Source organism: Mesorhizobium sp. PL10 (assembly GCF_053714315.1).
Map to the genome: position 1 here is coordinate 226,886 of NZ_JBSKBR010000007.1, position 22,701 is coordinate 249,586.

Sequence of the window (22,701 nt, forward strand, 5' to 3'; positions counted from 1 at the left end):
TTAGCGGGACCAGGCGATGAGGCAACGGTGGACTTCTGGTCCAGCACTAGTCCGATGCAGCTTCGACCGCCTTGCGCCGGTGTTCCCAGGTTCCCGTCGTCTGCGGCTTGACGAACAGCCTGGTGATCTCCGGCATGTCTTTCTTCAGCAGTGCCTCCAGGCGCTCGACGCAGGCTTCGATCTCGGGCGCCGTCAGATGGTCCTCGAACTCGATGCTGAGGCCGGCGACGATCTCTTGTGGGCCGAGATGGACGGTGAGAACGCCGTTGGCGCGCTGCACCGCCGGATCCCGCTGGGCGATGGCCAGCACCTTGGCCTGGACTTCCGCCGAGGCCGGCTCGCCGATGAGCAGGCCCTTGCTTTCACGCGCGAGGAAGATGGCGGTGGCGCCGAGGATCACCGCGATGCCGATCGAGGCGGCCCCGTCGAGTTCGGGCATGTCGAGGAGTTCCGCCGCCAGGATACCGGCAAAGGCGACGACGAGGCCGAGGAGGGCGGCGCTGTCCTCGAACAGCACGGTGTAGACGCTCGGATCCTTGCTCGACTGCACGGCCTGCAGCCAGCCATGCTTGCCTTTTTGCCGGCGGAACTCCTTCAGCGCCACATACCAGGAGCTGCCCTCGAACAGCATCGAGAGCCCAAGCACGATATAGTTGATCCTGGGGTTGGCGACCGGTTCGGGCGCCATGATGTGGACGACGCCTTCGTAGAAGGACACGCCGGCGCCGAGCGCAAAGACGAGCAGGGCGACAATGAAACTCCAGAAATACAGTTCGCGGCCATGGCCGAGCGGGTGCGTGCGGTCCGGCGGGCGGGCGGCGCGGTGCATGCCGTAGAGCAGCAGCCCGCCATTGCCGGTGTCGACCAGCGAGTGGACACCTTCCGACAGCATCGCCGAGCTGCCGGTGAAGAAGGCGGCGACGAATTTGGTCAGTGCAATGGCGAGATTGCCGGCGAGCGCCGCGTAGATGACCGTCTTCGACCCGCCATGCGCTGCCATGCTGTCTTGCCCTCCAAGCCACCCAATGTAACGGCCCTGCAGCCGAAGCTCCACAGGCATCACAACGCACCAATCGCTCGGTCGTTCAGGTTCTTGAAGCTCGCTCGCGGAAAAGACGCCCTATTCGATGATCTCGTCCGTCCACACCTTGAAGCCGGCCAGCGTGCCTGGACCGAAGATATGGGTCAGCGGCACGTCGGCGGCATCGCGGCCCGAGGCGATCAGGATGCGGCCGATGCGCGGGGAATTGTTGCGCGGATCGAAGACATGCCAGCGACCGCCGAGATAGACCTCCATCCATGCGGCGAAATCCATACTCGCCCAAGGTTTGGGCAGGCCGATGTCGCTGATGTAGCCGGTGCAGTAGCGGGTCGGGATGTTGAGCGCACGGCAGAAGGTGACGGCGAGGTGTGCAAAGTCGCGGCAGACGCCGCTTTGCTCGCGATAGGCCTCGGCCGCCGTGCGCGTCGGCCGCGCATTGCCATAGCTGAAGACGATGTGGTTGTGGACGAAGTCGCAGACCGCCTGGACGCGGGCAATGCCGAGCGGCGTGTGCCCAAACAGCCGCCAGGCTTCGTTGGCCAGCAGATCGCTCTCGCAAAAGCGGCTGGGCAATAGAAACAGCAGCGTATCCGACGGCAGGTCGCGCACCTCGTGCTGCCAGGCCATCAGGTCGCCCATCTCGAAGGTGCCGGGGTCGCGGATCACGGAATCGGTGCCGAAGGTAAAGCGGCCGGGCGGGGCGACGAAGCGGTTGCACCAGTTGCCGAAACTGTCGCGGTAGCTCTGGATCGGAACGGCCGGGTTCGAGGTGAGGAAGTCCGGGCGCTCGAGATCGGAGGCTCGGGAATAGTGGACGTTGAGCATCGCGATCAGCGGCGTTTCCTGCGGAAAATCGAAACTCATCTCGCTGCCGATGCGGATTCGCATTGTCGTCCTGACCGGACTGCCTGATCATCGCCGGGCGAAGGCATGGCCGATGCTGCAGTGCGAAGACAACCATGGCATGGACCGGCATGGTTTACGAGCAAAATAGAAACCGGTTGAAAGCAGGCTGCTGGCGCCGGCGACCGACGCCAGACCCCTTGCAGTCCGGCGTTTCTCTTGTTTCACTTGGTGTCCCACCAATTGGAGGACCGAATCATGGCTAAAGGTGCGATGAAGGCAGGCAAGGAAGCCCGCAAGCCGAAGAAGGACGCCAAGAAGCCTGCCGCTGCTCCGGCGCTCAAGGCGCCGCCCGTCAAGGCCATAAGGCTCAAGGACAAGTAAGCCCGCCTTGGACCATTGAAGTCCGGGCAAACCGTTTCGGCGCAGATTTTGACACCGGCGGCATGAACAATGCTGCCGGTGTTTTGTTGATCGGCAGGCGAAGCCGCCTGGACCGAGACGGCGAGGACGACCTCGCGCCTTCCCCGAAAACCGGCCGGGACGACCCGCCATCCTCATGGAATGGAGTGCATCCCGATGTCGTGGATTTTTCTGTTTTTCGCCGGCCTGTTCGAGATCGGCTGGGCGATCGGCCTCAAATACACTGACGGCTTCTCGAAGCCGCTGCCGACGGTGCTCACCGTCGCCTCGATGATCGTCAGCCTGGGCCTGCTCGGCCTGGCGCTGAAGACGCTGCCCGTCGGCACGGCCTATGCTGTGTGGACCGGCATCGGCACGGTCGGCACAGCGCTGCTCGGCATATGGCTGCTGGGCGAACCGGCAACCGCGATCAGGCTCAGCTGCATTGCGCTCATCGTCTGCGGCATTATAGGGTTGAAGCTCGCCGCCTGACGCTCTTTGTTTGCGCGCACAAACACGTTCAGGGCCGCTGAAGGCGGCCCTGATGTCCGATCATTCCGATCGAAGCAGTTAGCGGGCGGAGAAGCCCGGAGGCGTCCTGCCGGTGCGCTGCTTGCGCGCCGCATAGCGTGCGTCGCGCTTGGCCTTGCGTTCGGCTTCGTCGGCCAGCAAACGGGCGATGCGCTCGTTTTCTTCGGCTTCCTTGATCTTCGCTTCAGCCTGCGCTGCCTCTTCGGCCGCAATACGCGCCGCTTCGGCTGCTGCCTCGCGCTCGGCCCGTTCGACCGCTTCGCGTGCCAGCTTTTCCTGCTTCAGCCTGGCCTTTTCGGCCTCGCGCTTTTCACGCGCTTCGAGGATCGCCTTGCGTTCGGCCTGCCTCGCCAACACCGCAGGATCATCTGCCGCCGGCTTTGACTTGAAGCGCTCCAGAAGCGCCTTCTTTGCCTCGTTCGCGGCATTGCGCCGCTCGAAAATGTCTTTTTCCCTGTAGATAGCCAAGTCCACTTCCCTGAAGTCAATTCGCGACGCTTACATACGCGCGAAAACCGAGAGTTCAAGCGCCAAAACGGTATGCCAGCCATGAAATTCTATGCTGTTGCAGCCAGGAGACGCGCTTTTGCCGACCAAAGCCGACAGAAGCTGGCTGAAACCGACATGCACTGTTCACCATCCGCCCCTCTGGCGGCGGAGCGGCTTGGTCGCTACCTCTAGCCGCAAAACCCAACCATTGGATGACAGATCATGGAACTCGGCCTCTATACCTTTGCGGACGTCAGCCCCGAGCCCGGCGCTGGCGCCGTCGGGCCGCACGAGCGGCTGCGCAACCTGATCGAAGAGATCGAGCTGGCCGACCAGGTCGGCCTCGACGTCTTCGGTCTCGGCGAGCATCACCGCCCGGACTATGCCGCGTCCGCGCCGGTGGTGGCGCTTGCGGCCGCCGCCGAACGCACCAAGCGCATCAAGCTGACCAGCGCGGTCACCGTGCTGTCCTCCGACGATCCGGTGCGCGTCTTCCAGCAGTTCGCGACGCTCGACCTTCTGTCGGGCGGTCGGGCCGAGATCATGGCCGGGCGCGGCTCGTTCATCGAATCCTTCCCGCTGTTCGGCTACAATCTCGAAGACTATGATGAGCTGTTCGCCGAAAAGCTCGACCTGCTGCTGGCGATCCGCGACAATGTGAAGGTCACCTGGTCCGGCAATCTGCGCGCGGCGATCAATGACCGCGGCGTCTATCCGCGCCCGTTGCAGGAGAAATTGCCGATCTGGATCGCCATTGGCGGAACGCCGCAATCGGCCGCCCGCGCCGGCGTGCTCGGCCTGCCGCTGGCGCTGGCCATCATCGGCGGCGAGCCGGCGCGCTTCGCGCCGCTGTTCGACATTTATCGCGAGGCCGCCAAGCGAGCCGGCACTGACCCGAAGGCACTCGCCACCAGCATCAACGTGCACGGCTTCATTGCCGAGACGACGGAACAGGCGGCCGACGATTTCTACGGTCCGCAGGCCGAAGTGATGAACCACATCGGCCGCGAGCGCGGCTGGGGGCCGACGTCGCGGGCGCATTTCGACCAGTCGCGCGGCCCGAACGGCGCGCTGTTCGTCGGCAATCCTGAAGCTGTCGCGGAAAAGATCGTCGCCCAGCACAAGATCTTCAACAACGACCGCTTCCTCCTGCAGATGGCGATCGGCACCATGCCGCACGCCAAGATCATGAAAGCGATCGAACTCTACGGCACCAAGGTGGCCCCTATCGTGCGCAAGGAAACGGCGAGGGCCGCCGCCGTCGCGCCGGCCGCCTGACCGAACAGCCGGCGGCTGAATCCTACGGCTTGCCGGCGGCCGCCATCATCTCGGCATGTTGGATTTCGGTGGCTTCGTCGGCCGGGAACATGCACTCGATGCGCAGTTCCTGGGCGGCCACGGTCTGCGGTGTGCCTACCGTGGTGACCATCGAAAAATAGTTGAGAACCCGGTCTCCCCTGATAAAGCCAAGCGGGATCGTCGGCATGAAGCCGATCGCCACAGGGTTTTTCCATTCGCCTTTCACATCGGGATAGGCGAGCAGTTCGGTCAGCAACGCCCTGGTCCTGTCGTCGACGACGCGACCGATGGATTCGCGGTAGACACGTTCGAACAAACTCCTCGCAACATCGGGCCAATTGGCCACGAACGGGCGCATGCCCAGGGGATCGAACATCAGGTGCAAAATGTTGCGCGGTCCCTGGCGGGCGTCCATGTCGATGAAACAGCCAAAGAAGCGCGGCGCCGATTCGTTGGTCATGAGCACGTTCCAGTACCGATCCATGACCACGGCCGGAAACGGCTCGTGCTGTCGCAGCATACGCTTCAAGGCATTGGTCACGCTCGTCATCTCAGCGGAGTCCCACGGGCTCTCGGAAAACATCGGCGCATAGCCTGCCGCCAGCAGCAAGGTGTTGCGGTCGCGCAAGGGGATATCGAGCGCCTGGGCAATGGTCATCAAGGTCTGACGGCCGGGAACACTGCGGCCGCTTTCGACAAAACTGATCTGCTTTTGCGAAATGCCCGTATCAAGCGACAGGTCGAGCTGGCTTCTGCCACGCAGATCTCGCCAGTGGCGCAAGAGCACGCCCAGATTCGGTGTGATGTTCGTCCTGGGACTAGACGGTGTCATTGATCATGTCCTCGCACCCGCCCGACCAAACGCGGCGACCTGACCGCCGTGCCCGACATCGCATGGATGGCATCCGCCATCCATGCGATGTCGATCCCACTCAAGCCGCTGGTGCCAAAGCTGGCGACCAAGCCTGCGGCTGGAAACGTTCCTCAATCGGCGTGCCAGCCATGTTGGTGGTGGTCGCCGCCATGGTAGAAACGCCTATTCCGGCTATCACTTCCAGGACCTGGGCTTTCGAGTAGCCCGCCGACGTGAACGCGTCGATATCTTTATCCGTCACGTTTCCCTTGTTCTCGATCAGCGCCTTTGTCAGCACCGAGAGTGCCGCATATTTGGGATCTTTCGGCAACCTGCCTTCACGGATCGCCTTGACTTCGCTTGCGGCAATCCCGTCCTCGATGGCGAACGTCGAATGCGCCGCAACGGTCCAGGGACATTTGATCGTGACTGCGTTCGTCAGCAGCAGGACCTGCTTTTCGATCTCGTCGAAGCTGCCGGCGTGGAAACTGCTGAAGTTGCCGACGAAGCCATTGAGAAGAACCGGATTGTTCGCCATCGTTGCCAAAGCGTTCGGAAGGTAACCAAATCTCTCTTCCAACGCCTTCAGAGCAGGCTTGGATTTTTCCGGCGCCGAGTCGATTGTCTGAAGGTTGAATCTTTGCATTGTAATATCCTCTTCCAAGATCAGTTCCGACTGTCGCTTACCTCTGGCATCGCGAAAGTCTGCTCGTACTAAGCCTGCCGAGGGCGTGGTCTCAATTACACGCCATGTAATATTTCATTTCGTGAGTCGGGGCCGTTGCACCAGACTTGTTGGCTGGCTGCCGATGACAAAGCCGGCTCATGGAACCTTGCCCGGCACTCAGCGTTTGAGGACAGCAGTTCGCCAAGCGTCTGATGACGTGTTGCTGGCTGGCGAGGGGGTAACCATGAAAACCGAACCCGCTGCTCCGGGCGCCGGCACAGCCATATCGGACGACCCGCGAGTCGTCGCGCGCGCGGATACGCATCTGATACGTTCGCTGCTCATCGGCATTTTCATCCTGATGGCGATCTATGCGCTTTATTTCGCCCGCGCCTTCTTCATGCCGGTCATCCTCGCCTTCCTGCTGACGCTGACGCTGACGCCGATTGTGCGCTTCCTGCGCAAGCACGGCGTGGCGGAAGTGGTGTCGGCGACGCTGCTGGTGGTGCTTTCTGTCTGTATCTTTGCCACCGCCGGCTATCTGCTCAGTGGTCCGGTCATTGACCTCATCAACAACACATCGGCCATCGGCCAGCAGCTGAGCGAGCGGCTGGCGCAGTTCCGCCGCCCGTTTGAGAGGATCATGCAGATTGCGCATGAGCTGGAAGGGCTGACCCAGACCTCGCAGGAACCCGGTGTGCAGAAGGTTGCGGTGGCGCAGTCCGGCATGCTGTCGTCGGCCGCCAGCAACATCCTGTCGGCCGGCACCAGCATCACCATCATCTTCGTGCTGTCGCTGTTCCTGCTGGCGTCGGGCACGATGTTTTATGAAAAGATCATCCAGTCCTTCGCCAGGCTCAGCGAAAAGAAGCGGGCGCTGCGCGTCGTCTACGACGTCGAGCGCGAAATCTCGCACTATCTGCTCACCGTCGCGGTCATCAATGCCGGCCTCGGCACGGTGATCGGTCTCGGCCTGTGGGGGCTCGGCATGCCCAACCCGCTGGTCTGGGGAACGATGGCGGCGCTGCTCAATTTCCTGCCCTATGTCGGCGCGTTGATCACCATCGTGCTGGTGAGCGTCATTGCGCTGATCAGCTTCGACAGCATCTCCTACGCCCTTTTGGCGCCGGCCTTCGTGCTGTTGTGCGACATTGTCGAGGGCCAGTTCGTGACGCCGATGGTGGTCGGCCGGCGGCTGGAGATCAACGCGGTGGCGATCTTCATCGCCATCGCCTTCTGGTCCTGGCTGTGGGGCTTTGTCGGTGCGCTGATGGCGGTGCCGCTGCTGGTCGTCGTCAAGGTGTTCTGCGATCACTTCGAAGGTCTCAGCCATGTCGGCAATTTCCTTGCCGCACAGCAGACGGCGGTCGTGGTGGAGGACGAAGCGGTCGAGGAGAACGGCAAGACATAAGACAAGTACATCGCTCGTCGCGCCTGCCTGTCGTGTCTTGTTTGTCGTCTTTCGATCGAGTGCCTATATCGAGCCGGTCAAGCCGGACCCTGCCATGACCGATGCCTCCTTCGACCTCGATGCCTATTTCCACCGCATCGGCTATGCCGGTTCGCGGGATGCGTCGCTGGATACGTTGAAGGCGCTTCACCTCCTCCACCCGCAAGCCATCCCGTTCGAGAACATGGATCCGTTGCTGGGCATCGCGGTGAAGCTCGATCCTGCTTCGCTGCAGGACAAGATTTTCGTGCGCCGCCGTGGCGGCTACTGCTTCGAACACAATCTGATTTTCATGCATGCGCTGCAGGCGCTGGGCTTCGAGGTCAGCGGCCTCGCCGCGCGGGTTCTGCGGGGCTTGCCCGACGATGCCATCACCGCGCGCAGCCACATGCTGCTGCGGATCGAGCTCGACGGCCGCACCTACATTGCCGATGTCGGCTTTGGCGGGCTGACGATGACTGCGCCGCTGTTGCTCGAGCCGGGCCTCGAACAACGGACCCCGCACGAAGCATTCCGGATCATCGAGACATCCGACAATTTCCGGGTTCAGGCCAATGTCGGCGGCGACTGGCACTCACTCTACCGCTTCGACATGCAGCCGGCCTACGAGGTCGACTATGCTGTCGCCAACTACTATTTGTCGACCAATCCGAGTTCGCACTTCCTGTCCTCCGTCGTTGCGGCGCGGGCCATGCCCGACCGGCGCTATGCGTTGCGCAACAACCGCCTGTCGACGCATCACCTGGGCGGCCGCACCGAGCACCGCGAGATCGAGACGGCCACCCAATTTGCCGACATTCTGGAAAGCCAGCTCGACATCATCATCCCCGACCGCGCCGCCTTCGAAACCAAGGTCAGGCAGCTGAACATCGTAAAGGCTTGAGGCTCATGACCGCTCTTTCCGTACTCGACCTGTCGCCGATCGTCGAAGGCAGCAACGCCTCGCAATCGCTGGCCAATTCGCTTGACCTTGCCCGCCATGCCGAGCGTCTGGGCTACAAGCGCTACTGGCTGGCCGAGCATCACAACATGCCGGGCATCGCCAGTGCGGCGACCGCCGTCGTCATCGCCCATGTCGCCGGCGGCACCAAGACCATCCGCGTCGGCGCCGGCGGCATCATGCTGCCCAACCATGCGCCGCTGGTGATCGCCGAGCAGTTCGGCACGCTGGCGGCACTGCACCCCGGCCGCATCGATCTCGGCCTCGGCCGCGCGCCCGGCACCGACATGGGCACGGCGCGCGCGCTGCGCCGCAACCTCGAGGCGTCAGATAATTTTCCCCAGGATGTGGTCGAGCTGATGGGCTATTTCCAGCCGGCCGAAGAGGGCCAGCGCATCCGCGCCGTGCCCGGCGAAGGCCAGAAGGTGCCGGTGTGGATTCTCGGCTCAAGCCTCTATGGCGCGCAGCTCGCCGCCATGCTTGGCCTGCCCTACGCCTTTGCCTCGCATTTCGCCCCGGCCGAGCTCGGCCATGCGCTTGAGATCTACCGCTCGCGCTTCCAGCCCTCCGAACAGCTGGACAAGCCCTATGTCATGCTCGGCCTCAACGTCTTTGCAGCACCCTCCGATGCCGAGGGAAAACTGCTGTTCACCTCGCTGCAGCAGGCCTTCGTCAATCTGCGCACCGGGCGGCCGGGCCGTTTGCCGCCGCCGGTCGAGGGCTATGACCAGACGCTGGAGCCGATGGCGAAATCCATGCTTTCGCAGGCGCTGTCCTGCGCCGTTGTCGGTTCGCCCGAAACCGTCCGGCAAGGCATCGACGCCTTCGTGCGCCGCACCGGCGCCGACGAACTGATGGTGACGGCGCAGATTTTCGACCATGCAGCCCGCGTACGCTCGTTCGAGATCCTGGCCGAGGCGCATAAATCGCTGTCGCAGGCTGCGTGACGCTTTTGCCTGACATGCGCGTCTGCTAAGGGCAGGCGCCTTCCTCAGCCAAGAGCCCTGCCGTGACCCATGATCTCGACCAGCGCATGCATTTCGCCATTGACCTGGCGCGCCGCGCCGGCGAGCTCGGGCTGAAATATTTTCGCGACCTCGAAAACCTGACCATCGAGAGCAAGGGCCATCAGGACCTGGTTTCGGATGGCGACCGCGAGGTGGAGCTGTTCATCCGCGCGGCAATCGCCGCCGCCTATCGGCAGGACGGCATCGTCGGCGAGGAACATGAAGCGGTAGCCGGATCGACCGGCCATGTCTGGGTCATCGACCCCATCGATGGCACCGCCAACTTCGTGCGCGGCATTCCGGCCTGGTGCGTGGTGATCGCCTGCGCCAAGGACGGCGAGGCCGTCGTCGGCGTCATCCATGAGCCGTCGACCGGCGAGACCTTCCACGGCCGTCTCGGCGGCGGCGCCTACGTCAACGGCCGGCCGATCAAGGCCAGCACCGCCGGCTTGAGCGATGGATCGGTCGGGACCGGGCTGTCGAACCGCGCCGAGACCAGACATGTCGCAGTGCTCGTCGGCTTGATCATGGCAGAAGGCGGCGTCTTCTTCCGCAATGCTTCGGGCGCGCTGATGCTGGCCTATGCGGCATCCGGACGGCTGCTCGGCTATGTCGAGGAGCACATGAATGCGTGGGACTGCCTGGCCGGCATGCTGTTGGTGGAAGAGGCCGGCGGCACGGTGCTGAAGCCGGACCCCAGGACGGTGCTCAGCCACGGCACGCAGGTGATTGCCGGCGGTAGCCGTGTCTTTCCAAAGCTGCAGGCGCTGTGCGCGCAGGCCTTCGGACCCGCGCCTGCCGGTATTACGCAGGGCTAGGCTACTTGTTCAACGCATAGGCTGTGGGTTAAAAGCGGACAGGCATTCAGGAGGATGCCCTGTTGCCGGAAACGGCAATTCCATCGGTTCAAGGGCTTGCCGATGAACATGCATAACACCGTCAGGGCAGACCGAACCGCGCTGGGCAGCGGGCCGGCGCAGGCGATCGCCGGCATCTTTGCGCAAGAGCTGCAGCTGGCCGCGGTCGGCCTCGATGACAATTTCTTCGATCTCGGCGGCGATTCGCTGGCCGCCGAAACCCTTGTTCTTGCGGTGCAAAGCCGGTTCGGCGTGAAGCTGCAGACCTCGGTGCTGCTCGAAGCGCCAACGCCGCGCGAATTCGGCAGGCTGATCGCGTTGCAATTGCCCGAGCACCCGGCGCGGCGGCTGGCGGTCCAGGTTTCCGGCAGCCACGGCCAGGAGCCGATCGCCATGATCCATGGCATTTCCGGTTCGGCGCTGTTTGCCAACCGTTTCGGCAAGGTGCTGAAGCAGCGCTATTCCGTCATCGCCGTGCGCGGCATGGGGCTTGAGCCCGGCGAGACGCCGTATGGAAGCGTCGAAGAGATCGGCGCCAATTATTTCGACGGGCTGAGCTCGGCCACCGGCCAGCACCCACGCGTCATCGGCGGCATCTGCCTCGGCGGACTGCTGGCAATCGAAGTCGGGCGGCTGACATACGAGGCGACCGGCGAGCGGCCGGCCTTGCTTTTGATCGATCCGCCGCCGCTGGGCTCGGCCTGGCTGAAGCCGATGGCGGACAATCGCATGACCGCGCAAAGGCGGCGTCAGATCACCCGCAAGGTCGTCTACTGGCGGCTGCTGCGCGACGGCCTCGCGGCGGTCGGGCTCGGACAGTCGCGGCTCGGGCGCCATACCAGGCAGAAGGCCTTCAAGAGCATGCTGGTGCGGGCAGCCGCAGGTTTCCTGCCGTCTTCCTACCCTTGCGACATGTTGGTGCTGGCAAGTTCCGAATGGGGCGCCACCACGGTCGAGCAGTACAAAGCCTGGGCGAGCGACAAGACGAGGGTGGAAACAGTCGTCATGCCGGGCACGCATGACAAATTCCGCGCCGCCAACATGGATGCGATCGACGCCGCGATCACCGCCTTCCTCGACGCCAGGCGCGCGGCTGCGCCAGCCGGAATGCCGGTCCGCTAGATGGGTTTTGGCCGCGACGTACTGGCTGCCTTTGCCGGCCATGGCGACCGCGTGGCGATGGTCAGCGGCCGTGACCAGATCACCTATGCGCAAGCGCTGACCCAGATCGACCATCTCGCCGCCAATTTCAGCGCACTCGGCATTCGCTCCGGCGATCGCGTCGGCCTGGCCATGATCGGCAACATCGACGTCGTGCTGTCGATCCTGGCCTGCTGGAAGCTCGGTGCCACGGTTTCGATTGCCGATTTTCGCGCGCCGCGCAGCCAGCGGGCGCAGTTTGCGCGCGACTTCATCCTGACGCTGATTCTGGAAAGCCGCAGCCCGCCGGGTGACGATGTCTATCCGGGTGTCGCTTTCCAGCAGGCTTGGAAGCACGCCTCGCCCGCGCCGTATGCCGGCTCGGTTGGCGACGACACCAATCCAGCCTTCCTGATGTTCTCGTCGGGCACGACGGGCGACCCAAAAGGCTATCTGCAATCGCATGAGGCGCTTGCCGGACGCGTGACATCCCACCGGCGTGGGCTGACCGGGACGGTCATGCGCCTGCTGACCCCGATGGTGATGTCCTATTCGGCGACGCGCCATCAGGTGTTCAGCTATCTGCGCCATGGCGGGACGATCAACTTCTTCCCGCCCCTGTTCACGCCGTCGGAACTGATCGAGGGTCTGCTGTCGTTCCAGGCCAGCGGATCGGCATTGCCGCCGCCGGTGATTACGCGGCTGGTGCGCGAAGTGGGCGAACGCTCGACCCGGTTGCTGCCGGACCTGGCGGTGCTTTTCAGCATCGGCGGACCGGCAACCGTCGAAGACAAGCTGGCGGCCTACCGCAACCTTTCGCCGGGATATCGCATCAATTATGCGTCGAGCCTGACCGGCGGCATCACCACGCTGTCCGGCGCCGACGTGCTGGCCAAGCCCAGCACCGCCGGGCGTCCGTTTGCCGATGTGCGTGTCGAAATTCTCGATGCGGACGAACGCGTGCTCGGCAAGGGGGAGAGCGGACTGATCAAGGCCTGGACGTCGACCATGGTTTCGGCGGTGGTGTCGGCCGGCAACAGGCCGTTTGTCGACCCCAAGGTGATGGGCGACGGCTGGGGCATTCCCGGCGACATCGGCTTCCTCGACGAGGACGGTTTCCTGACCATCGTCGACCGCGAGGCCGACATGATCGTGCGCGGCGGCGTCAATGTCGCGCCGCAGGAACTGGAAAAGCTGATCCGCGGCCATCCCAAGGTCCGGGATGTCGCGGTCGCCGGCTTTCCCGACGCGACGATGGGCCAGGAGATCGCCGCCTTCATCGTCTCCGACCAGGGAAGCGTTGCCGAATTCGAGGCCTTCCTGCGCGCCAACATCTCGCCCGACCGGCGGCCGCGCGAGGTCAGGCTGGTAACGTCACTGCCCTACAGCGACAATGGCAAACTGCTGCGCCGCCGCCTTGTCGAAACGCTGTCGCCGGCCGCCGCCAAACCTTAGCGTTTTTGCTTCAACAGGTTAAGGCTCGCCGCTTCGCCACCTGCATGAGCGGCGGTTGTTCCTCAGAAGGCTTTGAAAGGACCGGCCAGCCAGGGCGTCGGCCAGGGCTGCGACGCCAGGAGATCGAACACCGCATAAATGCAAAGCGTCGTGCCCGCGGCGACAGCCAGCGCCATTTTCGGCGACCGCGACCCGAGCATCCAGATGCCGCCGGCAACAAAGACGAAGGTGGCGGCGAGATGGCCCGCCAGCAGGACCAGAAAGGCGAGCGCCAGGCAGAGGCCAAGCACGGCGAGATTGCCCTTCATCGCCGGCCCATCGGAAGGCTGCCATTCGCCGGCCGACGTCATATCGGCTCCGCCGGCAAGGGCCGGTCTTCGCCAGCGCAGCACGGTCTGGATGGTTGTCAGAAGAGAAAACAGCGTCAGAAGGCCGGCCGTGATGGCCGGGAAGACGGCGGCTTCGAAGGGGAAATCGAGGAGTGCGGTGGCCAGGGCCGCCGCGCCAAGCAGCGTCAATGCGCCGCTGGCAGCGATATCGGGCAGCGCCGGCGGCAAGGCGCCGGCATCGCCGCGGGCCTTGATCCAGGACACGGTCTGCCTGACCACGCCGGCAATGGCGAGGCCAAGCAGGATGAGCACCAGAGGCTGTTTCAGCCAGGCCCAACCGGAAATCTGGTAGGCGAGGAAGAAGTAGTTTTCGAGGCTGGGGCCGAGCACGAAACCCAGCGAAAAGGCCGAGCGCGGCCAGTTGAGTTCCTTCATCGCCATGCCGACAGCGCCGACCAGCATCACCAGCAGGAAGTCGAAGGCGCTCATATTGGTCTGGTAGGCGCCGACGACGATAAAGGTGACCACCAGCGGCACCAGGATCGCTGCCGACACTTGCGCGATACGCGCCAGCTGCCTGGTCAACAGCAGGCAGGTGACGGCGCCGACGATGTTGGCGACGGCGATCGACAGCACCATCGAAACGGTGATCGCGGCGTTCTTGCCGAGCATGTCGGGGCCGGGGACAAGGCCGTGGATGACAAAGGCGCCGAGCAGGATACTCATCGAAGCCGATCCCGGCACGCCGAAGGCGATGGTCGGGATGAGCGAGCCGCCTTCCTTGGCGTTGTTGGCGCTTTCCGGTGCAATGACGCCACGTACATTGCCCTGGCCGATTTTCGGACCCGGACCCGGCCGGCGCGAGGCATGGCCGTAGGCGATCCAGTCGAGCACGGCGATGCCGATGCCGGGCACGGCGCCGAGCAGCGAGCCGATAGCGCTGCAGCGGAGCACCAATGGCCATTCGCGCAGCGTATCCCTGATGCCTTGCCACATGCCGGCGTAGGTCGGCCGCTCGGCATTGCCCTGGATGGAGCCGCGCAGCAGCAGCGAGGCAAGTTCGGGCAGCCCGAACAGGCCGAGGAAGACCAGCGAAATCGGCAAGCCGTCCCAGAGGTAGACCTGGCCGAAACTCCAGCGCTCGACCCCGGCAATGCTGTCGATGCCGATGAAGGAGGCAAGCATGCCGAGCATCGCCGCCGCCAAGCCCTTCAAGGGCTGGCTGCCGGCGAGAATGGCGACGATCGAAAGGCCGAAGGCGCAAATGGCGAAGAAATCCGGCGTCTTGAGGTAGAGCACCAGCGGGCGCATGACCGGAATTGCCGCGGCCAGCACCAGCGCGCCGAACACGCCGCCGATCATCGAGGCCGAATAGGAGGCGCCGAAGGCGCGCGCCGCTTCGCCCTTCTTGGCCATGGCGTGGCCGTCGAGCACGGTCGCCGCGGCACCAACAGTGCCCGGAACGCCGAACAGGATCGCCGGAATGGTGTCCGATGTGGTGGTTACAGAGCCCATGCCGAGCAGCAGCGCGAAGGCGGCATAGGGGTCCATACTGTAGGTCATCGGAATCAGCAGGGCCGTGGCGAACAGGCCGCCAATGCCCGGCACGACACCGACAACGAGGCCGGCGAACACGCCGGTAACCAGCATGAGCATGCGGAATGGCTGCGCCATCTCCGCAATGGCGACAAGGATCAGATCCACTGGAGGCCTATTTCACGAGTTCCCGGGCAGCGGCGAAGACCGCAGGCGCGGCTTTCAGCTGTTGCGCGACCAACTGGCTGATCGCTTCGCCGGATGTCGGGTTGAGGGTGAGGTCGCCAAGCTTCGTGGCATCGGCGAGAAAATCAGCGTCCACGACCATCGCGGAATAGGCCTTGCGCAGTGCGTCGACAGTCTCTTTCGGCACGCCGGGCGGGGCGACGAGCGGATGGTGAATGTGCAGCGCCGATTCGATAAGGTCGGCCGCTTGACGTGCCGTCGGGTCGGCGATGGTTGCCGAAATGCTCGGCGTCGCGCCGGATCCGCCCTGCCCGAATGTGCCGATGATATTGATCGCGGCGCGATCATTCCTGAGCAGGGAGCTCGATACCCCGCACATGCCGGCGATCTCGCCGCGCTGCATGGCCAGTTCGATGTCGGCCGTGCCGTCGAAGCCGGTGACGATCTTGTATCTGGCCTTCATGCCATTCTTGGCCAGTGCGGCGAAGATGTAGGTGGTGCTGTTCTTGCCTGTCGCGCCGATCAGGAAATCCGCTCGCAGGAACTTTTCCATGGTGTCGATGCCGGATTGCTTGCTGGTCAGGCAATAGGCCGGGTCGTTGACCAGCGAACCGATCCACTGCAGGGCGAGGGGATCGAAATTGGCATTCTCGGGATCGAGGATAGGGGCGTAGAACATCGCTTCGCTGACCGAGCCGATAACGCTGCCGTCGGCCGGTTCGCTGCCGACAAGCATCTTGGTGAGCTTGAGACTGCCGCCACCCGGCACATTCTGCACGATGATGGTGGGATTTCCGGGCAGAAACCGGCCGAGATGACGGGCAATCAGCCTGGATGTCTGGTCGTAGCCGCCGCCTGCGCCATAGCCGACCTTGATGGTGATGGTCTGGAATTCGACTGCCTGGGCCGGCGAGCAAGCGGCCCATGCGAGGCTGGCAGCGGCAAAAAGGGCGAGCAATCGCCAAAAAATCCAAGGCATCATCCAGTCCCCAAACGATATGGCACTATAACCGCGGCAAAAACGATGAGAAGCGGCGTTTTCGTCCACAATGCTGTCCGCTCGGCCGCTTCCGCCCCTACAATCCGCCCCCTACAAGGGGTCGATTTGGCGCATAGTGGACGCCGTGCGCAGAATGCTTGCGCCCGATGCCGCCTGTTCTTATATACGCGCCAGCCCTGCGGCGGCGGAACACCGGTCGCCAAACGGGATTTCTTGTGAACAGGGGCTTTCGTCGGAACGCCTTACGGGTCCTGAGAGCCTGCTTAGCGGAGAGACTAGAAAAATGGCAAAAGTAATCGGTATCGATCTCGGCACCACCAACTCCTGCATCGCCATCATGGATGGCAAGGAACCCAAGGTGATTGAGAATGCGGAAGGCGCGCGTACGACGCCTTCCATCGTCGCCATCAGTGGCGACGGCGAACGTCTCGTCGGCCAGCCGGCCAAGCGCCAGGCGGTCACCAATCCAGAAAATACCATCTTCGCGGTCAAGCGCCTGATCGGCCGCCGCTATGACGATCCGGTGACGGAGAAGGACAAGAAGCTTGTCCCCTACAAGATCGTCAAGGGCGACAACGGCGATGCCTGGGTCGAGGCCGGCGGCAAGAAGCAGTCGCCCAGCCAGATCTCGGCCATGATCCTGCAGAAGATGAAGGAAACGGCGGAAGCCTATCTCGGCGAGAAGGTCGAGAAGGCGGTCATCACCGTTCCGGCCTATTTCAACGACGCCCAGCGCCAGGCCACCAAGGATGCCGGCAAGATCGCCGGCCTCGAAGTGCTGCGCATCATCAACGAGCCGACGGCAGCCGCGCTCGCCTACGGCCTCGACAAGAAGGATGGCAAGACCATTGCCGTCTATGACCTTGGCGGCGGCACGTTCGACATTTCGGTGCTCGAAATCGGCGACGGCGTGTTCGAGGTCAAGTCGACCAATGGCGACACCTTCCTCGGCGGCGAGGATTTCGACATGCGCCTGGTCGAGTACCTGGCGGCCGAGTTCAAGAAGGAACAGGGCATCGACTTGAAGAACGACAAGCTTGCCCTGCAGCGCCTCAAGGAGGCGGCTGAAAAGGCCAAGATCGAGCTGTCGTCGACGACGCAGACCGAAATCAACCTGCCCTTCATCACCGCCGACGCGACCGGCCCGAAGCACCTGACGCTGAAGCTGACGCGCGCCAAGTTCGAGCAGCTGGTCGACGACCTCGTCCAGCGGACCATCGACCCCTGCAAGGCGGCGCTCAAGGATGCCGGCCTGAAGGCTGGCGAGATCGACGAGGTGGTCCTGGTCGGCGGCATGACCCGCATGCCCAAGATCCAGGAAATCGTGAAGCAGTTCTTCGGCAAGGAGCCGCACAAGGGCGTCAACCCCGATGAGGTCGTCGCGCTCGGCGCCGCCATCCAGGCCGGCGTGCTGCAGGGCGACGTGAAGGACGTGCTGCTGCTCGACGTGACCCCGCTGTCGCTCGGCATCGAGACGCTGGGCGGCGTGTTCACCCGGCTGATCGAGCGCAACACCACGATCCCGACCAAGAAGAGCCAGGTGTTCTCGACCGCCGAGGACAGCCAGTCGGCCGTGACCATCCGCGTCTTCCAGGGCGAGCGCGAAATGGCCGCCGACAACAAGGCGCTCGGCCAGTTCGACCTGGTCGGCATTCCGCCGGCCCCGCGCGGCGTGCCGCAGATCGAGGTCACCTTCGACATCGACGCCAACGGCATCGTCAACGTCTCGGCCAAGGACAAGGGCACCGGCAAGGAGCACCAGATCCGCATCCAGGCTTCGGGTGGTCTTTCGGACGCCGACATCGAGAAGATGGTCAAGGACGCCGAGGCCAATGCCGACGCCGACAAGAAGCGTCGCGCCGTGGTCGAGGCCCGCAACCAGGCCGAGGCGCTGGTGCATTCGTCCGAGAAGTCGCTGAAGGAATATGGCGACAAGGTTTCGGAAACCGAGCGCACGGCGATATCGGATGCGATCGCGGCGCTGAAGGCTGCTGCCGAAGGCGATGACGCCGCCGACATCGAGGCCAAGTCGCAGGCGCTTGCCGAAGCTTCGATGAAGCTCGGCCAGGCCATGTACGAGGCCTCGCAGAAGGAAGCGGCGGAAGCCGACGCCAAGGCGGACGCCGCCAAGGATAGCGACGTGGTCGACGCCGATTTCGAAGAAATCGACGAAGACGACGACAAGAAGAAGTCGGCCTGAACCGGTTGACGGCAAGATAAAGCTGAAAGCCCGGCGCAAAGCCGGGCTTTTTTGCAACCCTCGCTGAAAAAAGTGCGGGTCCTGCCGAAAAAGTCGCCGAAAAACACGAACAAGTCCGCGCCGGCCCCTAGCATCCGGGCAGCACCGCTCCTAAATCGAGGCAACGTGCCGGCAAACGACGCAACATGCATCAAGACGTTGAGCATCCGGACTGCGGGAAAAGATGAAAGCTGATTTCTACGAGACGCTGGGCGTACAAAAGGGCGCCGACGAGAAGGAGCTCAAGAGCGCGTTCCGCAAGCTCGCCATGCAGTTCCATCCCGACCGCAATCCAGGCGACCATGCCTGCGAGCACAAGTTCAAGGAAATCAACGAAGCCTACGAGACGCTGAAGGACCCGCAGAAGCGCGCGGCCTATGACCGTTTCGGTCATGCCGCCTTCGAACAGGGCATGAATGGCGGCGCGCACGGCTTCGGCGCCGGTGGTTTCGCCGACATTTTCGAAGACATATTCGGCGACATGATGGGCGGGCGGCAGCGCCGTTCGTCGGGCGGTCGCGAGCGCGGCGCCGATCTGCGCTACAACATGGAAATTTCTCTTGAAGAGGCCTTTACCGGCAAGACCGCGCAGATCCGCGTGCCGGCCTCGATCTCATGCACGGAATGCTCCGGCACCGGCGCCAAGCCCGGTACCCAGCCGGTCACCTGCTCGATGTGCCATGGCCACGGCAAGGTCCGTGCCACGCAAGGCTTCTTCTCGATCGAGCGCACCTGCCCGCAATGCCAGGGCCGCGGCCAGACGATCAAGGACCCATGCCCGAAATGCGCCGGGCAGGGCCGCGTCACCGAGGAGCGCTCGCTGTCGGTCAACATCCCGGCCGGCATCGAGGACGGCACCCGGATCCGGCTTGCCAATGAGGGTGAGGCCGGCTTGCGCGGCGGCCCATCTGGCGACCTTTATATTTTCCTGGCGGTCAAACCGCATGAATTCTTCCAGCGCGACGGCGCCGACCTCTACTGCAAGGTGCCGATCTCGATGACGACGGCCGCCCTTGGCGGCTCCTTCGAGGTGACCACGCTGGACGGCAGCCAGACCAAGGTGAAAGTCACCGAGGGCACCCAGAACGGCCGCCAGTTCCGCCTCAAGGGCAAGGGCATGCCTGTGCTGCGCCAGCCCAATGTCGGCGACCTCTACATCCAGACCGCGGTCGAGACGCCGCAGAACCTGTCGCGGCGCCAGCGCGAGTTGCTGGAAGAGTTCGAACAGCTGTCGTCAAAAGACAATTCGCCCCAGTCGAGCGGCTTTTTCGCCCGCATGAAGGACTTTTTCGAGTCATTCGGCGAGCGCTGATATTTTCCTGACGCAAGTCGTTATCCCAAAACCGCTGGACCCTTTTGGGCCACTTGCGTTTGCCCCTTCCCGAACGTCATCAACATCTTATGCCAGATCGCGCCTTGCCTTGGACCTGTTAGCTGCTAAGTAGCGTGCAGGGGGGTGGTTGAGGAGAACTTGCATGGCACGTGGTCCGGGATTGCGGAAAGCGCTGGCGGAAAAGTTCGACGACGAACTCAAATTCTTCAAAGGCTGGATCGACAAGCCGAAGACCGTCGGATCGATCGTGCCGACAAGTTCCATCACCGCCCGCAAGATGGCTTCCATCGTCAATCCGAAGTCCGGCCTGCCGGTGCTCGAGGTCGGCCCCGGCACAGGCGTCATCACCCGCCAAATTCTCGCCTTGGGCGTGAAGCCCGAAAACCTCTACGCGGTCGAATATTCCACCGATTTCGTGCGCCACCTGCGGCAGCTCTATCCCGGCGTCAACGTCATCGAGGGCGACGCCTTCAATCTCAACGCCACGCTTGGCGAGAAGAGCGGGATGGTGTTCGATTCCGTCGTCTCCGGCGTGCCGCTGCTCAATTTCCCGGTTGCCCAGCGCATCGCCTATATCGAAAGCCTGCTCGACCGCATCCCGGTGGGGCGGCCGATCGTACAGCTGACCTACGGGCCGCTGTCGCCGATCCCGCCCGGCCGCGGCAACTACACGGTCAAGCATTTCGATTTCATCATTCGCAACATCCCGCCAACGCAGCTGTGGATCTACCGGCGCGAGGCGCATTGATTTGAGTGATCCTTGGCTGTACCTGTCCCGGGACAAGGTTGGCTAATGGCAGTGATCTCGAAAATCCTCGTTTTTGCCGGCTCGGTGCGCAGCGGCGCCTTCAGCGGCAGGACTGCGGACGTGGCGCAGCGGGAGCTTGCCATGCAGGGCGCGGAGGTGACCCGCATCTCGCTGGCCGACTATCCGCTGCCGATCATGGACGAAGATCTCGAAAAGGAAAAAGGCGTCCCCGACAATGCCGTGAAGCTTGGCCGGCTGATCGCAGCCCATGACGGGCTGCTGATTGCGACGCCGGAATATAATGGCTCGATCCCGCCGCTGCTCAAGAACACGATCGACTGGGTAAGCCGGGTGCGCGCCGATAGTGGCCGCGCTTTCAGGCCGTTCGCCGGCAAGGTCGCCGGCCTGTGCTCGTCTTCCAACGGACATTTCGCAGGGATACGCTGCATCAACCACCTGCGCGCCGTGCTGGTGCGCTGCCGGGTCGAAGTGGTGACGCCGGAATGCTCGGTATCCGATGGCGGCAGTGCCTTCGACGCCGACGGCAATTTGAGGGATGAGAGACTGAACAAATCGATGGAGCACCTATGCCGCACGCTGATCGAAACCTCGCGTATGCTGTCGACCAGGGCATGATCCACGCGCCGACCATGCATGCCCGATCAATGCAGGAAAGGCTGATCGTCGGCCTCGATGTGTCGACGGTGAAGGAGGCCGAAGAGGCAGTGCGTGCGCTTGACGGCGTCGTCTCCTTCTACAAGATCGGCTATCAGCTGGCCTTCGCAGGCGGGCTCGACTTTGCCCGCGAGCTGGCCAGCGGCGGGACCAAGATCTTTCTCGACATGAAGCTGCTCGACATCGACCACACGGTGGCCAAGGGTGTCGAGAACATCGTGCGCATGGGCATGACCATGCTCACCATCCACGCCTATCCCAAGGCGATGAAGGCAGCAGTGGAGGCCGCCAAGGGCAGCGATCTCTGCCTGCTGGCGGTCAGCGTGCTGACCTCGATGGACGAGCAGGACGTGATCGACGCCGGCTATGAATACGACCCGCACACGCTGGTGCTGAGGCGTGCCGAACAGGCGCTGCATGCCGGCATGGGCGGCGTCGTCTGCTCAGCCGAGGAGGCGGAAGCGGTGCGCCGCATCGTCGGACCCGACCTGGCAGTGGTGACGCCCGGCATCCGGCCCAAGGGCAGCGACCATGGCGACCAGAAGCGCGTGGTGACGCCCGGCCAGGCAATCCGCAACGGCTCCAGCCATCTCGTCGTCGGCCGGCCGATCGTCGCGGCGAGCGACAGGCGCGCGGCGGCGGAGGCCATACTGGAAGAGATGCGCTCGGCCTGATTTTTAGGAAAGAACTTCGGAGAAAAGCATGCCCAAGGGATATTGGATCGCGCGTGTCGATGTACGCGATGCGGAAGGCTACAAGGCGTATGTGGCGGCCGCCAAGCTTGCCTTCGACCGTTTCGACGTGAAATTCCTGGCGCGCGGCGGCGAACACGAGTTCGCCGAGGGCACCGGTCGCGCCCGCAACGTGATCATCGAGTTTCCGTCACTCGCCGCGGCGCATGATTGCTACCACTCGCCGGAATACCAGCGCGCCGTCACCATCCGCCAGAAAGTTGCCGATGGCGAGATCGTGCTGGTCGAGGGTATCTGAGCGCTTTCACGTAAACCCAACGTGACAAGGAGGACCTAGCTTGTAGGGGCTACACGTCGCTGAGCCTCCTTCAGCAACCTGGCAAGCACTTTTGAAAAGCGCGATACTTCGCTATTCGTAACAACTGTATCTAGTCCGCCGTGAATGTAGTCATTTCTTTTAGTGGCTAACTTTCTGAGCAGGTCACTTTCTTCTCTCCGCAGTTGGCCCATCGCCGACATCCGCTCAACGATACGGCTTGGAGTTTGCCGCTTTTCAAATTGCATTGGATCAACTGAACGGCTTAACCCTTCGAGAACGGCCCATCCGGTTAACAAAGCAGCGCGCTCATCAATACCTTGCAATTGTGAGATCATCTCATACGTCGAGAATAGCTCCTGTATTGAGGGAGCCAAAAGTAGTTTTTCACGGGTTCCGCTGTTATATATTACCCTAAGAACCCATCCGTCTTCACGACTTACAGCTTCGCGCAGAGCCAGGATTTTTTCTGCAGCTTGTTGACCCGCACCTGTGACTTCGATCACGAGGTTTGGCTCTCTACCTATAGCGATAGCATCAGGGCGAAAGTCTTTTAGCGCCGGGGGCAGTGCACCGGGAGGCGGCCCCAGCACTACATCATATCCATCACTTTTGAGCTCTGCCGCTACGTTTCGCAGGATTTCGATCTCGGCAGCTTTTGCATCACTCATG

General features: G+C 63.1%; 23 protein-coding genes. 15 read left to right on the forward strand and 8 right to left on the reverse strand.

Annotated features, from left to right (window positions below):
* Nucleotides 1–46: 46 nt before the first annotated feature.
* Both ACWGTO_RS14145 and ACWGTO_RS14150 read right to left on the reverse strand, forming a co-directional pair.
* A complete protein-coding gene (locus ACWGTO_RS14145; RefSeq protein ID WP_454575430.1) occupies nt 47–1,000 on the reverse strand; it encodes a cation diffusion facilitator family transporter in 954 nt (317 codons plus the stop codon).
* 120 nt (nt 1,001–1,120) lie between these two features.
* Nucleotides 1,121–1,930, reverse strand: coding sequence for a transglutaminase-like domain-containing protein (locus ACWGTO_RS14150; protein WP_454575431.1), 810 nt, complete (start codon nt 1,928–1,930; stop codon nt 1,121–1,123).
* 213 nt (nt 1,931–2,143) lie between these two features.
* On the opposite strand from ACWGTO_RS14150, the gene ACWGTO_RS14155 reads away from it, so the two are divergent.
* Together ACWGTO_RS14155 and sugE are read left to right on the forward strand one after the other, a co-directional pair.
* On the forward strand, nt 2,144–2,269 hold the full coding sequence (locus tag ACWGTO_RS14155) for a hypothetical protein (protein ID WP_112559036.1): 126 nt from the start codon (nt 2,144–2,146) through the stop codon (nt 2,267–2,269).
* Between the two features lie 195 nt (nt 2,270–2,464).
* The gene (gene sugE, locus ACWGTO_RS14160; RefSeq protein ID WP_454575432.1) at nt 2,465–2,779 is read left to right on the forward strand and encodes a quaternary ammonium compound efflux SMR transporter SugE; all 315 of its coding nucleotides are present in this window, start codon (nt 2,465–2,467) and stop codon (nt 2,777–2,779) included.
* Between the two features lie 78 nt (nt 2,780–2,857).
* On the opposite strand, the gene ACWGTO_RS14165 is transcribed toward sugE, so the two are convergent.
* Nucleotides 2,858–3,286: a DUF6481 family protein gene (locus tag ACWGTO_RS14165; RefSeq protein ID WP_454575433.1), complete on the reverse strand. Its 429-nt coding sequence runs from the start codon at nt 3,284–3,286 to the stop codon at nt 2,858–2,860.
* A gap of 243 nt (nt 3,287–3,529) precedes the next feature.
* Here ACWGTO_RS14165 and ACWGTO_RS14170 point away from each other — a divergent pair, with 243 nt between their 5' ends.
* The gene (locus ACWGTO_RS14170) at nt 3,530–4,585 is read left to right on the forward strand and encodes an LLM class flavin-dependent oxidoreductase (protein WP_454575434.1); all 1,056 of its coding nucleotides are present in this window, start codon (nt 3,530–3,532) and stop codon (nt 4,583–4,585) included.
* Between the two features lie 22 nt (nt 4,586–4,607).
* Here ACWGTO_RS14170 and ACWGTO_RS14175 read toward each other — a convergent pair whose 3' ends face one another.
* Nucleotides 4,608–5,438 carry a helix-turn-helix domain-containing protein gene (locus ACWGTO_RS14175; RefSeq protein ID WP_454575435.1) on the reverse strand — a complete coding sequence of 277 codons (831 nt, stop codon included), beginning with the start codon at nt 5,436–5,438 and terminating at the stop codon, nt 4,608–4,610.
* Nucleotides 5,439–5,538: 100 nt separating this feature from the next.
* Entirely contained in the window at nt 5,539–6,105 is a 567-nt protein-coding gene (locus tag ACWGTO_RS14180; RefSeq protein WP_454575436.1) for a carboxymuconolactone decarboxylase family protein, read from the reverse strand.
* A gap of 265 nt (nt 6,106–6,370) precedes the next feature.
* Here ACWGTO_RS14180 and ACWGTO_RS14185 point away from each other — a divergent pair, with 265 nt between their 5' ends.
* From ACWGTO_RS14185 to ACWGTO_RS14210, 6 genes are all read left to right on the forward strand, one after another.
* A complete protein-coding gene (locus tag ACWGTO_RS14185) occupies nt 6,371–7,537 on the forward strand; it encodes an AI-2E family transporter (RefSeq protein WP_454575437.1) in 1,167 nt (388 codons plus the stop codon).
* Nucleotides 7,538–7,631: 94 nt separating this feature from the next.
* Nucleotides 7,632–8,459, forward strand: coding sequence for an arylamine N-acetyltransferase family protein (locus ACWGTO_RS14190; protein WP_454575438.1), 828 nt, complete (start codon nt 7,632–7,634; stop codon nt 8,457–8,459).
* 5 nt (nt 8,460–8,464) lie between these two features.
* Entirely contained in the window at nt 8,465–9,463 is a 999-nt protein-coding gene (locus tag ACWGTO_RS14195) for an LLM class flavin-dependent oxidoreductase (RefSeq protein ID WP_454575439.1), read from the forward strand.
* Nucleotides 9,464–9,525: 62 nt separating this feature from the next.
* On the forward strand, nt 9,526–10,341 hold the full coding sequence (locus ACWGTO_RS14200) for an inositol monophosphatase family protein (protein ID WP_454575440.1): 816 nt from the start codon (nt 9,526–9,528) through the stop codon (nt 10,339–10,341).
* A gap of 102 nt (nt 10,342–10,443) precedes the next feature.
* Nucleotides 10,444–11,502, forward strand: a complete 1,059-nt coding sequence (locus ACWGTO_RS14205; protein ID WP_454575441.1) for a thioesterase domain-containing protein — start codon at nt 10,444–10,446, stop codon at nt 11,500–11,502.
* Entirely contained in the window at nt 11,503–12,975 is a 1,473-nt protein-coding gene (locus tag ACWGTO_RS14210) for a class I adenylate-forming enzyme family protein (RefSeq protein WP_454575442.1), read from the forward strand.
* 62 nt (nt 12,976–13,037) lie between these two features.
* On the opposite strand, the gene ACWGTO_RS14215 is transcribed toward ACWGTO_RS14210, so the two are convergent.
* Both ACWGTO_RS14215 and ACWGTO_RS14220 read right to left on the reverse strand, forming a co-directional pair.
* A complete protein-coding gene (locus ACWGTO_RS14215; protein ID WP_454575443.1) occupies nt 13,038–15,008 on the reverse strand; it encodes a tripartite tricarboxylate transporter permease in 1,971 nt (656 codons plus the stop codon).
* A 7-nt stretch (nt 15,009–15,015) separates the two neighbouring features.
* Nucleotides 15,016–16,005: a Bug family tripartite tricarboxylate transporter substrate binding protein gene (locus ACWGTO_RS14220; RefSeq protein ID WP_454575444.1), complete on the reverse strand. Its 990-nt coding sequence runs from the start codon at nt 16,003–16,005 to the stop codon at nt 15,016–15,018.
* 304 nt (nt 16,006–16,309) lie between these two features.
* Between ACWGTO_RS14220 and dnaK the strand changes: the two genes are divergently transcribed.
* The 6 genes from dnaK to ACWGTO_RS14250 all read left to right on the forward strand — a co-directional run bounded on the left by dnaK (nt 16,310) and on the right by ACWGTO_RS14250 (nt 22,011).
* The gene (gene dnaK, locus ACWGTO_RS14225) at nt 16,310–18,226 is read left to right on the forward strand and encodes a molecular chaperone DnaK (RefSeq protein WP_454575445.1); all 1,917 of its coding nucleotides are present in this window, start codon (nt 16,310–16,312) and stop codon (nt 18,224–18,226) included.
* A 223-nt stretch (nt 18,227–18,449) separates the two neighbouring features.
* Entirely contained in the window at nt 18,450–19,577 is a 1,128-nt protein-coding gene (gene dnaJ, locus ACWGTO_RS14230) for a molecular chaperone DnaJ (RefSeq protein WP_454575446.1), read from the forward strand.
* 163 nt (nt 19,578–19,740) lie between these two features.
* Nucleotides 19,741–20,346 (forward strand): phospholipid N-methyltransferase PmtA, encoded by a 606-nt coding sequence (gene pmtA / locus ACWGTO_RS14235; RefSeq protein ID WP_454575447.1) that lies wholly within the window; start codon nt 19,741–19,743, stop codon nt 20,344–20,346.
* Between the two features lie 45 nt (nt 20,347–20,391).
* Entirely contained in the window at nt 20,392–20,982 is a 591-nt protein-coding gene (locus ACWGTO_RS14240) for an NADPH-dependent FMN reductase (RefSeq protein ID WP_454575448.1), read from the forward strand.
* 14 nt (nt 20,983–20,996) lie between these two features.
* Nucleotides 20,997–21,695: an orotidine-5'-phosphate decarboxylase gene (gene pyrF / locus ACWGTO_RS14245; RefSeq protein WP_454575513.1), complete on the forward strand. Its 699-nt coding sequence runs from the start codon at nt 20,997–20,999 to the stop codon at nt 21,693–21,695.
* Between the two features lie 28 nt (nt 21,696–21,723).
* Nucleotides 21,724–22,011, forward strand: coding sequence for a DUF1330 domain-containing protein (locus tag ACWGTO_RS14250; RefSeq protein WP_454575449.1), 288 nt, complete (start codon nt 21,724–21,726; stop codon nt 22,009–22,011).
* Between the two features lie 35 nt (nt 22,012–22,046).
* Here the strand turns inward: ACWGTO_RS14250 and ACWGTO_RS14255 are convergent, their stop codons facing one another.
* Nucleotides 22,047–22,700 (reverse strand): hypothetical protein, encoded by a 654-nt coding sequence (locus ACWGTO_RS14255; RefSeq protein WP_454575450.1) that lies wholly within the window; start codon nt 22,698–22,700, stop codon nt 22,047–22,049.
* Nucleotide 22,701: the final 1 nt, after the last annotated feature.